At 37.4% G+C, this 16,446-nt stretch carries 14 protein-coding genes and 1 pseudogene; all 15 read left to right on the top strand.

Going from position 1 to position 16,446, the window contains the following annotated elements:
* Positions 1 to 8: 8 nt before the first annotated feature.
* The 15 genes and pseudogenes from hslU to F3G88_RS03940 all read left to right on the top strand — a co-directional run bounded on the left by hslU (position 9) and on the right by F3G88_RS03940 (position 16,435).
* Entirely contained in the window at positions 9 to 1,331 is a 1,323-nt protein-coding gene (hslU, locus tag F3G88_RS04010; RefSeq protein ID WP_103574604.1) for an ATP-dependent protease ATPase subunit HslU, read from the top strand.
* Positions 1,328 to 2,197 carry a GTPase Era gene (gene era, locus F3G88_RS04005; RefSeq protein ID WP_021086219.1) on the top strand — a complete coding sequence of 290 codons (870 nt, stop codon included), beginning with the start codon at positions 1,328 to 1,330 and terminating at the stop codon, positions 2,195 to 2,197. Before hslU ends, era begins: the two co-directional genes overlap by 4 nt.
* Before the next feature lie 60 nt (positions 2,198 to 2,257).
* A complete protein-coding gene (locus F3G88_RS04000) occupies positions 2,258 to 3,778 on the top strand; it encodes a PilN family protein (RefSeq protein ID WP_149715427.1) in 1,521 nt (506 codons plus the stop codon).
* Positions 3,775 to 4,422: a hypothetical protein gene (locus F3G88_RS03995; protein WP_012001744.1), complete on the top strand. Its 648-nt coding sequence runs from the start codon at positions 3,775 to 3,777 to the stop codon at positions 4,420 to 4,422. Before F3G88_RS04000 ends, F3G88_RS03995 begins: the two co-directional genes overlap by 4 nt.
* Complete coding sequence (locus F3G88_RS03990; RefSeq protein ID WP_103558081.1) at positions 4,422 to 4,832, top strand: hypothetical protein; 411 nt, start codon at positions 4,422 to 4,424, stop codon at positions 4,830 to 4,832. Before F3G88_RS03995 ends, F3G88_RS03990 begins: the two co-directional genes overlap by 1 nt.
* Entirely contained in the window at positions 4,810 to 6,336 is a 1,527-nt protein-coding gene (gene mshL, locus F3G88_RS03985) for a pilus (MSHA type) biogenesis protein MshL (RefSeq protein WP_149715426.1), read from the top strand. Before F3G88_RS03990 ends, mshL begins: the two co-directional genes overlap by 23 nt.
* A complete protein-coding gene (locus F3G88_RS03980; RefSeq protein ID WP_012001747.1) occupies positions 6,329 to 7,156 on the top strand; it encodes an ATP-binding protein in 828 nt (275 codons plus the stop codon). Before mshL ends, F3G88_RS03980 begins: the two co-directional genes overlap by 8 nt.
* Positions 7,149 to 8,024: a CDC27 family protein gene (locus F3G88_RS03975; RefSeq protein WP_149715425.1), complete on the top strand. Its 876-nt coding sequence runs from the start codon at positions 7,149 to 7,151 to the stop codon at positions 8,022 to 8,024. Before F3G88_RS03980 ends, F3G88_RS03975 begins: the two co-directional genes overlap by 8 nt.
* Positions 8,021 to 8,560: a hypothetical protein gene (locus F3G88_RS03970; RefSeq protein ID WP_009293846.1), complete on the top strand. Its 540-nt coding sequence runs from the start codon at positions 8,021 to 8,023 to the stop codon at positions 8,558 to 8,560. Before F3G88_RS03975 ends, F3G88_RS03970 begins: the two co-directional genes overlap by 4 nt.
* Positions 8,560 to 10,311: a GspE/PulE family protein gene (locus tag F3G88_RS03965; protein WP_103558076.1), complete on the top strand. Its 1,752-nt coding sequence runs from the start codon at positions 8,560 to 8,562 to the stop codon at positions 10,309 to 10,311. Before F3G88_RS03970 ends, F3G88_RS03965 begins: the two co-directional genes overlap by 1 nt.
* Positions 10,308 to 11,543, top strand: a complete 1,236-nt coding sequence (locus F3G88_RS03960; protein WP_012001751.1) for a type II secretion system F family protein — start codon at positions 10,308 to 10,310, stop codon at positions 11,541 to 11,543. The genes F3G88_RS03965 and F3G88_RS03960 overlap by 4 nt, the downstream gene beginning before the upstream one ends.
* 27 nt (positions 11,544 to 11,570) lie before the next feature.
* A complete protein-coding gene (locus F3G88_RS03955) occupies positions 11,571 to 12,071 on the top strand; it encodes a PAS domain-containing protein (RefSeq protein WP_149715424.1) in 501 nt (166 codons plus the stop codon).
* A gap of 580 nt (positions 12,072 to 12,651) precedes the next feature.
* Positions 12,652 to 13,329: pseudogene (locus F3G88_RS10710) on the top strand (methyl-accepting chemotaxis protein); the annotation flags it as partial.
* Positions 13,330 to 13,511: 182 nt separating this feature from the next.
* Complete coding sequence (locus F3G88_RS03945) at positions 13,512 to 15,614, top strand: TonB-dependent receptor domain-containing protein (protein WP_223228726.1); 2,103 nt, start codon at positions 13,512 to 13,514, stop codon at positions 15,612 to 15,614.
* Positions 15,608 to 16,435 carry an alpha/beta hydrolase gene (locus tag F3G88_RS03940; RefSeq protein ID WP_149715422.1) on the top strand — a complete coding sequence of 276 codons (828 nt, stop codon included), beginning with the start codon at positions 15,608 to 15,610 and terminating at the stop codon, positions 16,433 to 16,435. The genes F3G88_RS03945 and F3G88_RS03940 overlap by 7 nt, the downstream gene beginning before the upstream one ends.
* The last annotated feature ends 11 nt before the right edge of the window (positions 16,436 to 16,446 follow it).

Below are 16,446 nucleotides of genomic sequence, written 5' to 3'. Positions count from 1 at the left end.
GAGAGAAAATGAACTTAACACCAAGAGAAATTGTTAAATTTTTAGATGACTATGTGATCGGTCAAAAGGACGCCAAAAAGATCATAGCGATCGCACTTCGCAACCGCTACCGCCGTATGAAGCTTGAAAAGAGCCTGCAAGATGACATCATGCCAAAAAATATCTTGATGATCGGCTCAACTGGCGTTGGCAAAACTGAGATCGCAAGGCGCCTTTCAAAGATGATGGGGCTACCTTTTATAAAGGTCGAGGCCAGCAAATATACCGAGGTTGGCTTTGTTGGTCGCGACGTTGAAAGCATGGTAAGAGACCTTGCAATGGCATCATATAATCTCGTAAAAAACGAGCAAAGCGAGAAAAATCAAGACAAGATAAATGCCTACATCGAAGAAAAGATCGTCTCAAAGCTACTTCCGCCACTTCCAAAAGGTGCAAGTGAAGAGAAGCAAGCAGAATACGCTAAGAGCTATGACAAGATGCTAAATAGGCTAAGAAATGGCGAGCTTGATGAGCTAAGCATCGAGATAGAGGTGCAGCAAAACCCACTTGAAGCTGGCTCAAACGTGCCACCTGATATGGCGCAGATGCAAGAGAGCTTTATAAAGATAATTGGCATCGGTGGCAAAAATATCAAAAAAGAGATGAAGGTAAAAGACGCTAAAAAAGCCCTTCAAAGCGAGGCAAATGATAAAATTTTAGACCTTGAGAGCGTAAAAACAGAGGCTTTAAGAAGAGCTGAGAACGAGGGCATCATCTTTATAGACGAGATCGATAAGGTAGCCGTTGGCTCAGGTAGCTCAAATAGGCAAGATCCTAGCAAAGAAGGTGTGCAAAGAGACTTGTTACCTATCGTTGAGGGCTCGAATGTAAATACTAAATTTGGAAATTTAAAGACAGATCACATTTTATTTATCGCAGCTGGTGCCTTTCATATAAGCAAGCCAAGCGATCTCATCCCTGAGCTTCAAGGCCGTTTTCCACTAAGGGTCGAGCTTGATAGTCTTGATGAGGACGCGCTTTATCAAATTTTAACTCAGCCAAAAAATTCGCTTTTAAAGCAATACATCGCACTTCTTTCAACCGAAAATGTCGAGCTAGAATTTGACGATGAAGCGACAAAAGAGATAGCTAGGATCGCTCATGCGGCAAATGAAAAGATGGAAGATATCGGTGCTAGACGCCTTCATACGGTGATCGAGCGCGTGATAGAAGATATCAGCTTTGAGGCTAGCGAAAAGAGCGGCGAGAAGATAAACGTGACAAAAGAGCTTGTAAAAGAGCGCCTAAAAGACGTGGTTGAGGATCAAGATCTAGCGAGGTATATACTTTGAAATCAGGCTTTGTTAGCATCATAGGACGCACAAATGCTGGCAAAAGCTCGTTTTTAAATGCCTTATTAAACGAAAAGATCGCCATTGTCTCGCACAAGCAAAACGCAACTCGCAGAAAGATAAATGGCATCGTTATGAACGGCGAAGATCAGATTATCTTCACCGACACGCCAGGGCTTCACGAGAGCAACAAGGCGATAAATCAACTGTTAATCAGCCAAGCTATAAAATCGATGGGAGACTGCGATCTCATCGTATTTTTAGCACCTATCCATGATGATACAAGCGACTATGAGAAATTTCTAGCTCTTAATCCCGAAAAACCACATATCTTAGTGCTAACAAAAGTCGATGAGAGCTCAAATGCAAAAGTGCTTGAAAAGATCACTCAGTATCAGAAATTTCAAGATAAATTTGCAGCTTTGCTTACTTTTAGCACCAAGCAGCCTACATATAAAAAGCCGCTTCTTGATGAAATTTGCAAGCTTTTGCCAGAGCATGAGTACTTTTATGATCCAGAATTTCTTACGCCGACAAACGAGAAGGAAATTTTTAGAGAATTTATACTTGAAGCGATCTATGAAAATTTAAGCGACGAGATACCATATCTTAGTGATGCGATCATAAAAAGCGTAAAAGAAAAAACAGGTATAACTGAAATTTATGCGAGCATCATCACAGAGCGTGACATCCATAAAAGTATGATCATTGGAAAAAATGGTGAAACTATTAAACGAATAGGAATTTTTGCAAGAAAGTTAATACAAAATTTAACCAACACAAAGGTCTTTTTAAAGCTCGACGTAGTCGTTAAAAAAGGGTGGAGCAAAGAAGAAAAGAGCCTAAATCAGATAATCGGCTATTGATTTTTTATTTTAAAGATATTAAAATACCCAATATAAGCGTTTAGGAAGGTTTTTTGATTCATGATGAATATTAAAAAAAATAGTGAAATTTCTATAGTTGCACTAGATCCGTATGACTATAAAGGATTTCGTTATCACAACAGCAATGTAGAAGCTTTTAACTTTTCAAAAACAGTCAATAAACGCGACTTTTTCATCTCATACATAAAATTTAAAGACTTAAAAACAACAACTATTTTTATCCCTAGAAGCGTTGATAACGACACCCTTTACGAGGAGCTTTATTCAAAGGTCTATGCAGAGCTTTCACTAGATCCTGCGCTTGATAATAAGATATTTTTCTCAGAAGGCACTACAAAAACTCAAGAGAGAATTTTTACTGTTTTTGCTATCACGAATGAAGATATAAATTCGACCTTTAAAGCGGTTGCAAAAAAAGTCCCATATATCGACTACCTTGCGCCTGAGCCTTTGATCTACTCTGCTATTTACAAAAAAGGCTTGCTGCCTAGCACTCAAGCAGACTGCTTTATCGCGCTTAGAAAAGATGAATCATTTTTAAGCATATATTTAGATGGTGATTTTTTTACAGCTAGAGAAATCCGCTATAACCTAAACTACCTTAAAGATAAATTCTTAGAGCAAAGCGGCGATCGCTTGAGTGATGAAAAATTTATCGAAGTTTTGTCTCAAAGAGGACTTGTAAATAAAGATGATGATGGCTTTAACTATGATCTAAACACAGTTTTTGAAGATTATATTTTTTATTTTAACGATATATTAAACATTATAAATAGCCAAAATGGCATATCTATAAAGAAAATTTACATAGATTGTGACTATGAGATCAAAAATTTTGCAAATTTCATCTCAACCAAACTTGGCTTGGATGCCGAGTATATAAACATAAAAGTTGCGATAAACAACAAAAACTATACTATAAACGAGCGTTATAACGTTATGGCTTTATTTGGTAGATTTTATACCAAAGAGCCATTTTATGAGAATTTTAACCTCTCAAATATGCTTCGCCCAGATCCATTTGTCAAAAGAAAAAGTGGCAAATTCTTGCTCACTTGCGCTGCGGCATTTGCGCTAAGTATGTTATATCCAGCTTACAACTACATAGCTGGTCTTGTTTTAGAAAAAGACAGTGCAAGACTAAATGACGAATATAGCGTCCTAAACGCACAAGAGATGCAGATAAAAGAGACTCTAGCTAAAATTTCAAGAGAACAAGAGGCGGTAAAAGAACAGACTCAAAAAGAGAATGAAAAGCTAAATTTCAGAAAAGGTCTGCTTGCTGAGATCGAAAATAAAAAAGATAATTACGCTATGAAGGGTTTAAATCTTTTTAAAATTACCGATATTTTAAATCTAAACGCAGTTCATATCACAAACATCGTAAATAACGATAGAAATTTGACTATAACTGCTGTTAGCGATAATGAAAAAAGGATAACCCAGTTGATCAAAGATATCAGCAAAGATGAAAAATACTTGGTAAATACTAAAAAAATTCGTTCAGATGACGCTAAACACGAGTATGAAAGTAATATAAGCATAGAGATTAGACAATGAGACAAGATATTTTAAGCAAAATAGATCAATACTTTGATAGCAAAAAGCCAAACGAAACAAACCTCATTTTTCTTGGCTCAGCGCTTATCATAGCTTATCTTGTTTATATGCTATGCTTTGATCCTGCGCAAAATTTCTTTGACGAAAAGCTTGATAAACATACGAGAATTTCTACAAAGTTAGAAAACACCAGAAACTATCTAGCCTCAGTAAGCTCTCCTGATGGCGATAGAAATTTTAAGATAAATGAAGAAAATAGAAATTTAAGCAATCTAAAACTTCGCTACACGAATATTTTGAAATTTAATACCTATTTTGATTCAAAGCTTAAAGAGCTTTCTTTTTTGCTTTTTGACAATCAAAACTGGGCAAACTATATAGATAGTATTGTGCTTTTGGCAAAGCAAAATAATATAAAAATTTTAGAGCTTAAAAGCGATATAAAAGAGCCAAATTTCCAAAAGATAGAGCAAATTTTAAATATAGATGTCACTTGTCTTGGAAATTTTAAAGATATGCTTAGCTATATAAACGGACTTGAAGAGTCAAAACTCGTAGTAGATCTTCACAAAATGGATATAAATTCCACTCAAAAAGATCTAGGAGCTAAGCTCTCTATCTCAGTGTGGGGTATGAAGTACTGATGAAAAAATTTGGTTTATTTTTAATTTTATCTCTTGGTCTATTTGGCAGTGAGTTTGAAGGCGAGATGAAAAACTATGATGAAGTTTTTGTTAAGATAAAAGAGCAAAGAAAAGGGCTTAATGGAAGTGAAATTTCTAGCTTACAAGATCCTTTCAAACTAAATTTGCCAGTTGCTCCAAAAGGCGATCAAAACACTACAAAATACTCTTCTGCAAGGGGATTTATGCTAAAGGCCATTTTGCTAAATAAAGCAAATATAAATGGCAAGTGGTATAAAGTGGGAGATATGATTGATGATTACAATATCACAAGTGTTTATGGCAGCAAGGTTATCATCGTAAAAGATGATGAAAAACAAGAACTAACTCTTAAAAATGGAAGTAAAAATGTTGGTATCAAAATTAAGTAAATTTATTATAACTGCGGCGTTGGCTTCATTTTTAGCTACCCCTATAATGGCAAAACCAAGCACATGCTTGAGTAAAAATTTTAGTATGAAGATCACAGACGATATAAGTCTTGGAGATGTTTTAAATCAGCTCTCTGAAATGTGTGATTTTAGTATCGTTGCAAAAGATGCTTACAGCAAAAAAGAGCTTGATGATAAAATCTTTGGCGTAAATATAAGAAATATGAGCCTAAGCGAGGTCTTTGATCTACTTTTAAATGAGAAAAATTTAAGCTACGAGTTTTCAAATAATGTCTTAAAAATCTCATCACTTCAAACAAAAATTTTTAAAATAGACTACATAACCTCTATCCGTGAAGGCACAGCTATCACAAAAGCTTCTGTTGATGCTTCTCCGTCAGAAGTAGGCAGTAGCTCAAGCAGTGATACTAGCTCAAATGATATAAAAAATGAAAACAACTTGATAAGAACAACTGAGAAATTTGACTTTTGGGAGAAGCTTGACGCTGAGCTAAAAGCTATCTTAAATAATAGCAGTGAGCACATCACAGCGCCAGATCCTATCATAAACCAAAATGCCGGACTTATCACGGTTACAGCTACCCCGTCACAGCTAAAACGTGTTGAAAAATATATAGCTGAAATGCAAAGAAGACTTAAAAAACAAGTCATCATCGACGTTTCTATCATCGCAGTTGATCTAAATAACGAGTATAAACAAGGCGTTGATTGGAGTAAATTTGAGCTTGGGTTTAACTCATATATAGGTAACTCAGCTGCTAATGCAAGCTCTGGCGCAAGCTGGACAAACAAGGGCAATAGCTTAAGCGATGGCTTTGGACGCACGTTAAACATCGCTGCAAATTTAAACTTTAGCCTTGATGGTATGATAAATTTCCTTGAAACAAATGGCAAAACAAAGGTTGTTTCAAGTCCAAAAGTAACCACTCTAAACAACCAACAAGCGCTAATCTCTGTGGGTGATAATATAAACTACCGCGTGATGGAAGAGACAGATAATGGTAGCAACAATAACAATAACAACAGGCTTACAACAACTTATAAACAATACTCTGTATTTATCGGTATCTTGTTAAATTTACTCCCAGAAGTCTCAGATAACAATAAGATCATGCTTCGCATCAACCCAAGCTTAAGCAGCTTTAAGTATGCAGAAGATGACACAAGATCACAAAATACAGCCATTAGAGAGATCGCCCCTGATACAGTTCAGAAAAAACTCTCAACCGTAGTTCAGGTAAATAGTGGCGATACGATCATACTTGGCGGACTTATCGGACAGACCAAAGATAAACAAAACACAGCTGTGCCACTTCTAGCCGACATACCTTTGATAGGAAGTGTCTTTAAAAGCACAAGAGATGGCGTAAGAACTACTGAGCTTATCTTTGTCATCACGCCAAGAGTTGTTGATCTTGAAGATCCAAAACCAGTTCAGCAGTCGCTAAAAGATCTAGGATTTTCTAAATCGATCTATGAGTAACGAAAATATTTATACGCATATAAAAGATGTTTTCATAGATGAAGACGAGAGTTTAAATTTCGTAAATTTAGACAACTCTATAAGCTGCTACAACAAGATAGTTTTAGCTCTAAAAAAGCCACTAAAGCTCATCTTGTTTTATGGTAAGCCAGGTAGTGGCAAGACCTTTTTGCTAAACAAGATCGCAAATGATCTAAAAGAAGATAAAAGCCTCATCTTTTTTCCGCATCCATTTTTTAGCGAGGCGACATTTATCGAGGCACTTTGTGAGCAAATTTATGGAAAAAAGCTTGAAGATATAAACAACTTTGAGAGCTTTATAAAATTTTATTCAAAAGACTTTAGTAGTAAAGATGAAATTTTAAAAAATCAAATGACGGTTATCTTAGATGAGGCACAGCTCTACCCGACTGAGCTTATCGAGAAGATAAGGCTTATGGCTGATACTAGGATGTTTAAATTTCTCTTTACGATACATAAAACTGAAAACGAAGATATTTTGGCAAAAGATTATTTTCAGACTAGAATTTGGGAGAGTATCGAGTTAAGTAGCGCTGATGTAAATGAGATCATCATATACTTGCAAAGAAAGCTTAGTCAAAAAAACTACGACAAATACCTTAAATTTGAGAAAAAAGACTATGAGTGCGCCTACTCATTTTGCGGTGGAAATTTAAGAACGCTAAACAAGATAATGTATAAATTCTATGAAATTTGCGAATACTACGAGCAGTATCAGCCTTCAAAGCTTAGCGGTGATAAGGCAAATATCATGATACTTACCATGGCTGCACTTGATGCGGGGCTAATCGATGCTTGAACCACAAGAAATTCAAAGACTAGAAAAGCTTTATGAGAGCTACAAGAAAAAAAATGGTGGCTTTTTGCATAAAATTTTTAATGCCAAAAACTCTAAAATTTTAATCATCGAGCTTTTGCTTATCATCATTTTGCTGGCTGCGTTGATAGTTCTAAGCATAGAGAAAGCTCCAAGTCTTGCAAGTAAAAGTGATAAAGTTTTAGCCAAAAATGCAACCGCTGTAAAAATGGTAGAAAAAAATGAGACAAATGCAAGCGTTCTTAGTGAGCTAAAGCAAAAGAGCGAGGTTGCCAAGGCTAAATTTGAAGAGGGTAAAAAGCAAGATGAGCTAGCTGATAAGATAGCTAAAAAGCTTGAAGAGGTAGTAAAAATAAACGAAACAAATGATACTTCAAAAAATGAGCCAAAAAGGCAAAGAAGCTCACAAGGTTGGCTTAAGCTAAACATCCCTGACGAAGAGCCGCTTAGCGAACAAAATGGCATAAACGGCATAAGTGTGCCACAAGATGAAGTGATAGATCTTGAGTCAAAACCAGCCAGAAAGCGTGTAAATATACAAGTAACTTCAGCATCAAATGAAGAGAGCGTGCTAAGAGAGCAGTTTTTAAAAACCAATAATCCAACTATTGCACTTGAGCTTGCAAGATTAAATTTTAGAAACAATAATTTCAAAGAAGCTATAAAGTGGTCGCTTGCTGCGAACGATATAGATAATAGCTTAGAGGAGTCGTGGATCATCTTTGCAAAGTCAAAATATAAGCTAAAACAAAGTGATGATGCTGTCAAAGCTCTAAGGGAGTATAATAAAAACTTAAACAAAGCTTCGATAAATGAGCTTATAAATAAGATAAAAAGTGGAACACTATGAAATTTTTCGTTATTTTTTTGGTTTTTGTTTGTGAAGTTTTTGCTGTTAGTCTAACCGAGATAAGAGATGACTTTAACAGTGCAAACTATGCAAAAGTCTGCAACCAAAAGGTTGAGGAATTTTTAAAAACACAAAATAACGAAGAGCAAATTTCTATGTTTGGCATCGCTTGCATAAAGATGAACGATCTAAACAGGCTAGCAACTCCGATCGATAAGCTAGTAAAGAGCGAAAAATCAAGAGAAAATGCTGCCTATTTTGCTGACATCTTGTTTAAGAAAAAGCTCTTATTTCACGCTATGATAGATGGCGTTGATATAAGCTATATCAGGCTTCCAAAGAGTGATTATATACTTTCATTTTTGTTTGATAAATTTGTAAAAAAAGAGTATGTCGAAGAGCTTGGTACATTTATCTTTGAAGAGCCAAATTCTGACACAAGATATGAGATAAGCCCGACAAATGGACAAATACCAAAGTTAGTGCTTAAAATTTTTAAAAATAACGACCTGAAATCACAAATAGAGTATAGATAATGAAAAATGTAGAAAATGTAATCTTAAAAAATATAGAACAAAACGGCAAACTAAGCACATCAGATATAGAAAAGATAAAGCAGATAAGCGAGCAAGAAGGTAAGGGTCTTGTTAAAATTTTAAGAGATGAAAATTTACTAAATGACGATGACTTTATGGAAATTTTGTCTGATATTTATAGGAGAGGGCATGTAAATATCGATGAAATTTCAAACGACCTTGAGCTTGATATAAAGGCTTTTGTTAAATTTATAAGCGAGAAATTTAAGGTTTTATACTTTGACCTTGATGATATCGACATCGACTATCGTATCAGCGAAAAGCTAAGCACCGCTCAGCTAAAGACATATAGCGCGATCCCAGTAAAAGAAGATGAGATAAGTGTATATGTCGCTTTTAAAAATCCATTTGACGTTATGGCTCAAGATAAGGTGCAAAATTTATTTAATAGAAAACTGCTAAAAGTTGCCATCGCTCAGCCAACCCAGATAGAAAAATATATAAGCAAGCTAGCACTAAATGAGAGCATAAAAGATGTGATAACAGAGATCAGAAGAGAGCTTTCAAGCTCGGCTAGCCAAGGTCAAAACAGTGAAAACTCTGGAATTTTAAAGCTAATCGAGATCATCTTAAAAACATCTATCCAAAGCAGAGCCAGCGACATCCATATCGAGCCAACCGAGACAAACTGCATCGTAAGAAGCAGGATTGATGGCATGCTAAGTGAGACATTTATATTTGATAAAGATATCTATCCGCCGATGGTTAGCCGTATGAAGCTACTTTCAAACATGGACATCGCAGAGCGCCGCCGCCCACAAGATGGTAGATTTTCAGCTCAGATTTTAGACAAAGAGTATGATTTTCGTATCTCGACGCTACCTATATTAAATGGCGAAAGTATAGTTTTAAGAATTCTTGATAAGTCAAAGGTCATTATAAATTTAGAAGATCTTGGCATGCATCCTGATAACTTTGCCAAATTTAAAAAGAGCATGAAAGCACCTTATGGCATCATCCTAGTTACCGGTCCAACAGGATCAGGTAAGACTACTACGCTTTATGGTGCACTAAATGATATAAAAAGCGTAAAAACTAAGATCATAACAGTTGAAGACCCAGTCGAATACCAGCTAAATATGATCCAACAAGTGCATGTAAATGAAAAGGCTGGACTTACCTTTGTTTCAGCGCTCCGTTCTATTTTGAGACAAGACCCAGACGTCATAATGATAGGCGAGATCAGGGATCAAGAGACGCTTCGCATAGCGATACAAGCGGCACTTACTGGTCACCTCGTCTTTTCTACGCTTCACACAAATGATGCCATTAGCGCACTTCCTCGTATGATAGATATGGGCATCGAGCCTTATCTAGTAAGTGGCGCGCTCGTTTGCATAGAGGCTCAAAGGCTTGTTAGAAAGCTCTGCCCACACTGCAAACAAAAGATCACTCTATCTCAAAAGGCATTTGACGAGGTTAAGAAATTTGTCCCTGAAAATTATCAGTTTTATAAAAGCGTCGGCTGCCCGCAATGCTCACAAACTGGGTATCTAGGACGTGAGATGATAAGTGAAATTTTACCTATTAGTGACCATATAGCAAGCATGGTCGCAAATGGCGCTTCTAAAGATGAGCTTAAAAGCGTAGCTTACGAAGAGGGCTTTATAGATATGTTTCATGATGGCGTTATAAGAGCAGCAAATGGCATAACCACGCTTGAAGAAGTTTATAGGGTTGCTAAGATATGAAATACTTTGAGGTTGAGTACATCCAAAACGGCAAACGCCACAAGATGAGCCTAAGAGCGAACAATAAAAGTGAGATCAAAGATAAAGCAAATGTCACTGGCATGATCGTCAAGATCAAAGAGACGCAAACTTCTAGCATAAATAACTTTGAAAATTTACAAAACGTGATCGCAAAGGCCTTTACTAATCCAAAGGTGAAAATCCCAAATTTAGTAGCCACCATAAGGCAGCTTAGCGTTATGACAAATGCTGGAATTTCTATCCACGATAGCATTAAAGAGGTTGCAAACTCCACCGAGGATAAGCGCCTTAAATTTATATTTCAGACTATAGATGAGGAGCTAAATCAAGGCTCAAGCCTCACAAATAGCATAGAAAATTTTAAAGAAGAGCTTGGCGACGTGACGCTAGCGATGATAAGGCTTGGTGAGAGCACTGGTAATATGGCTGACGCGCTTGCAAAGCTTGCCTCTATTTTGCAAGAGGTCTGGGACAATCAGCAAAAATTTAAAAAAGCTATCCGCTATCCGATAACAGTCATTTGTGCGATCATCATAGCCTTTGTCATCCTTATGATACTTGTTGTGCCGCAGTTTAGAGAGATTTTCGAGCAGTTAAATGCAGAGCTACCACTGCCAACTAAAATTTTGCTAAATATCGAATACGTCATGACAAACTACGGCTTTTATATCCTTGGAGCACTTGCGTTTATCGGATATTTGCTTAGAAAATACTATCTTGAGAGTGAAGAATTTCAAGACAAGGTCGATAAATACCTTTTGAAAGTCTATCTCATCGGCAAGATCATATTTTATTCAAATATGAGCAGGTTTAACCTCATCTTTACAGAGCTTGTTCGAGCTGGTTTGCCTATAGCAGATGCCCTTGATACGGCTGTGATAACGGTCTCAAACAAGGATATCAAAAAGAAGCTAAGTGGCGTTAAGATACTTGTTGGTAGGGGTGTTAGCCTAACGGAGGCCTTTAGAGATACAAATTTATATGAAAATATGCTCATACAGATGATAAGCGCTGGCGAGCAAAGCGGTAGCTTAGACGATATGACCGGAAAAGTAACTGACTATTACAGGATGAAATTTAACGATATTATTGATAACATCTCAAACTATATCGAGCCTATCTTGCTCGTTTTTATAGCGGGCATGGTGCTTTTACTGGCTCTTGGTATATTTTTGCCGATGTGGGATCTATCAAAAGCCGTTAAAAACTAAAATAATTAAAATCTTAAAGGAGAGAAGATGTCTGAAAACAAAGAACACATGGTCGAAGAGAGCGCCTTTTTGGTCTCAAAGACCGACTTAAAAGGACGTATTACATATTGTAACGAGCCATTTTTAAAGATAGTTGGAGCAAAGCAAGCTGAAGTCCTCGGTAAGCCTCACAACATCGTAAGACACCCAGATATGCCAAGAGCTATTTTTAAGCTACTTTGGGAGCATATAAAAGATAAAAAAGAAATTTTTGCTTATGTTAAAAACAAAAGCTTTGATGGTGGATATTACTGGGTCTTTGCAAACATCACAGCCTCAGTTGATGACCGCAATAACACGGTTGGTTACTACTCAGTTAGACGCAAGCCAAATTCAAAGGCGATTGAGGTGATAGAGCCTATATATCAAAAGTTATTATCGGTAGAAAAGAGCGGTGGCATGGATGCTTCGATGAAATTTTTAACTGATTTTTTAAACGAAAAAAATCTAAGTTATGATGAATTTGTAAATAACCTACAAAGGCTATAAGATGTTTGGAAAAAAACTTGACTCTATAAATGAAATTTTAAGCGTAGTAGGCTCGGCTAGAAACGGCATCTTAGAGCCTAGGATAGTAAATGTAAAAGAAAATGACCCACTTTATGAAGTGGCACTTGGCATAAATGACTTGCTTGATCAAGTTGAGGCGCTCCAAAGAGAAATTTCAACCTCAATAGACGCTGCTCAAAGCGGACTAACATATAGAAATATCTTTACAGAGGGATTTAGGGGGACTTTTAAACAAAATGCTACCTTTATGAGCCATGGTGTTGTTGGTATAAAAGAAGGTCAAAAAAGTAAAGTTCGTGGCCTGCTTTCAAAAGAGCTTGACACACTTGGCAACGGCAACGATGGAATAGAAGATGTTAGAAATGATCTAAATGAGAGTATCAAAAACCTTAGCCAAATGGCACTCATGGCAAAAGATACGGCTAGAATCGCCGAGGATACGACGCAAAGCATCAATGAGCTAAGCGTAAATATGAGCTCGCTTGAGGAGCTGATAGAGGGCTCAAGCCACGCCATAAGCACGCTAAATAGTAGAACAGACGATATCACTTCGGTTGTAAATTTGATAAAAGATATAGCCGAGCAGACAAATTTACTAGCTCTAAACGCAGCCATCGAGGCGGCACGCGCAGGCGAGCATGGACGTGGCTTTGCAGTTGTCGCTGATGAGGTTAGAAAACTAGCTGAAAACACTCAAAAAGCGACACACGAGATCGGCGTAAATATCCAAACACTTCAGCAAGAAGCCAAAGATATAGATGAAAATTCTAAAAAGATAGATGAAATTTCAAAGATCGCCACAGCAAATGTCGAAAATTTCAAACAAACTTTAGCTAGCTTTAACCAAAATGCAAAAGAGACAGCCCAAAGATCAAAATATGTAGAAGACAAGACCTTTGGCATCATCGCAAAGATAGCTATCATCGTTTATAAAGTGGGTGTTTATTCAGATACGGTAAATGAGCAGGGTTACGGCGATGATATAGCAAAAGATGCAGACGATCTTGTAGCGTGGTATGAAAATGAGTGCGCAAAGAGCTTTAGCCACACTAAAACATACGAGAAATCACGCCATTTAGTTGATGAGTTTAACAAAAACATCAAAGCCATCTTGACAGAAGCTGGCAAGGGCTATAACGAGAAAAATTTAAAACATTTTGTTACTGAATTTAGAAAGCTCGAAGATCTTAGTAGAGAGATATTTAACTCATACAACGAAATGGTCGCTTCAAAATAACTTCAAATTTGCTAGACTCGCTTTGGGTCTAGCTCCTCTTAGATTGATTTAAATTTTATTTTCATAAATTTTTTCTACATTGTTGTTTAAAATTATGATAATTAATATTGTTTTTATGCTTGCTTTGTTAAATTTGCGTTTCGCTTTCATTATCAAAGATTAAATTTAACAAAAGGATATCCGTGAATAGATCAAAATTTATCGCCATTTGCCTTAGCGCTTGTGTGGCAAATTCTCTCTATGCAGTAGAGAAAGAGAACAACGAAACTAAGCTAGATGGCGTCGTAGTAAGTGCGAGTGGCTTTTCGCAGCAAATCAAAGAAGCCCCTGCAAGCATAAGCGTAATAAAGGGCGATGAGCTTACAAAAGATAGCTTTACCTCACTTCACTCAATCGCCCAGAAAGTGCCAGGTGTAAATGTCGTCGGTGGCGAGGACGGGGCAGCTAGTGGCATCTCGATACGCGGCATGGAGAAGTCTCAAACGCTAGTTTTGATTGATGGCAAAAGAGTAAATTCAAGCAGCGCAAATCCAAAGGGTGGAGCAGGGGATATGAACTCAAATTTCATCCCACCAGCTGAGGCGATCGAGCGTATAGAGGTCATCCGTGGCCCTATGAGCTCGCTTTATGGTAGCGACGCGGTTGGAGGAGTTATAAATATCATTACCAAAAAGGATTTTTCAAAATTTAGCGGCAACGTCGGTATCTCAACCACGATAAATGCGCATAAAGGCATAGGTGATGGCAGGCAGGGCGACTTTTATCTAAATTTGCCTCTTTATAAGGACCTTTTCGCACTTCAGCTTTGGGGATACAAAAAGCTAAGAGATGAAGACAACTACAAAGGCGGTTATCAAAAGAGTGATAAGAGAAATTTAAGCGCAAAGCTTTGGATCACTCCAGATGAGCACAATAAATTTTTCATCCTTGGCTCAAGTGAAAAACACGACTACTCGCGCACCGTCGGCAAAACAGCCGATCCAGACCCAAGAAGAAGACCATTAGATAATTATGACTACGAGAAAAAGAGCTATGGTGTGGGCTATCTTGGCGAATTTGATAACCTAAATGCCGATATCAGCTACATTTACGACCAGACGCAAAGAACGAGCCTTTTTGACAAATTTATACCTGCTAAAGCTAAAAATCACAACTTTAACTCTAAATTTACAACGTTTTTTGGCGCACACACTCTAACTTTTGGCTATGACTTTAGCAAACAAAATGTCGGCACGACCTTCATCGTCTCAAACGCCTCAAGAAACGGTTTAAAAGATCCAAAGACCTACTCGATGAGCGAGCATGCGGGATTTATCGAAGATGAGTGGCAAATTTTAGATGAGAAGCTCTTTTTAACGCTTGGCTCAAGGCTCACACACAATGAATTTTTTGGCAACCACCTCTCGCCAAGAGCCTACATAGTCTATAACGCCACAGATACACTAAGCCTAAAAGGCGGCGTAGCGACTGGCTACAAAACCCCAGATGTCAATCAAATTTCTCCAGAAGTAGGCACTATTCAAAAGGCTTGGAGTATAGTTGATTTTGGCAACAAGGACCTAAAACCAGAAAAGAGCACGACTTATGAAGTTGGGGCATATTATGACAATCAGGCTGATTTTAGAGGCTCTGTGACGCTTTTTAGAAATGAATTTAAAGATAAGATCCTAGACACTGATGGCAGTAAAAGAGTAAATGGAATTCCAGCCTTTGGCACTTGCACAAATGCACCAGACGTTACTTGCCCTGGTTGGGGAACTTACTTTAACATTGAGGGTGCGACCGTTTGGGGTGTGGAGCTAAGTGGCGACTATGACATCCTTTCAAATCTAAATTTAAGCTCAAACTACACCTACAATAAGTCAAAGATAAAAACTGGCAACCCAACGATAAATACGCCAAATGGCCCTATGAAATTTAGCCAAACTGGGCTTAACAGACTTGATGGTAAAAGCCTAACAGCAACGCCAGAGCACACACTTCACGCTACGCTTACATATAAGCCTATAAAAAGCGTCAAGACATTTTTTGGCGCAAACTATGAGAGCAAGCTAACAAGCGTAAATTTTGGTGCTGGCAATAGTGTAAGAGAGAACACAAAAGACCTACTCACTTTCGATACAGGCGTCAGCTGGGACGCAAACAAGCACCTAACGCTTAGCCTAAATGCCTACAATATCTTTGACAATGTAAAATACGATGAGGCGCTAGCAGACGACGGCAAATATTACTTTTATCCACAAGAGGGCAGGAGATTTTGGTTTAAGGTCGCTGCAAAATGGTAAGAGCCTTTAAATTTTTGCTTTTTACGCTTGGCGTGACGCAAATTTTACAAGCAGCTCCGCAACAAACGCCTGAGCCACTTAGCCAAAAAGCTGCTAGTAAATTTGAAATTTCAACCTTTAAAATGAGCGCAAATGATGAAATTTATAAAATTTTTACAGCCAAGCTAAAGGGGCAAAATGAGTTTAAAAACGTGCTTTACTTGCTTGACGCAAACGCCCAGTTTAACATGCTTTTAAATGAATTTGATGGTAAGGCTGCTCCGCTAATAATAGGCGTAGGATATGATACAGACAAAAGCTACGAGGTAGAAAAACGCACAAGAGATCTCACGCCAAAGGCAGATGGCGAGGAGTTTAGCAAGGGTGGTGGTGCAGATGCGTTTTACCACTTTTTAACTAAAAATTTAGTGCCGCTAATCGATGAGAAATTTAACGTGCAAAATAGCCAAAAGAGCCTTTATGGACACTCTTTTGGCGGGTTTTTTACACTTTATGCCTTGCTTAAAAATGAGGGCGTATTTTCAAATTTCTTTATCGCTTCGCCATCTCTTTGGTGGGGCGAGTCTGAAATTTTAAAGCAAAATGTGAGCGAGGGTAAATTTAAAGAAAAACTAAAGGCTAAATTTGTCTTTCTTAGCGTTGGCGAGCTTGAAAAAAGAAAGGGCAAAACAGACAAAGCTGGCATTTTAAAGGCGAGCGATCTAGCCCAAATTTTAAAGCAAAGTGGCGTAAATTATCACTTTGAGCTTTTTAAAAATGAAACCCATGGCGGCGTCATACCTCTAAATTTAAAAGAGCTTTTAAAATATCTAAAGGATTAAAAATTTAAGGC

This window comes from Campylobacter concisus, from assembly GCF_902460675.1.
Classification (GTDB): Bacteria; Campylobacterota; Campylobacteria; order Campylobacterales; family Campylobacteraceae; genus Campylobacter_A; species Campylobacter_A concisus_AJ.
Note: the sequence above shows the minus strand (reverse complement) of the source record. Positions and strands in the feature narration are given on the sequence as shown.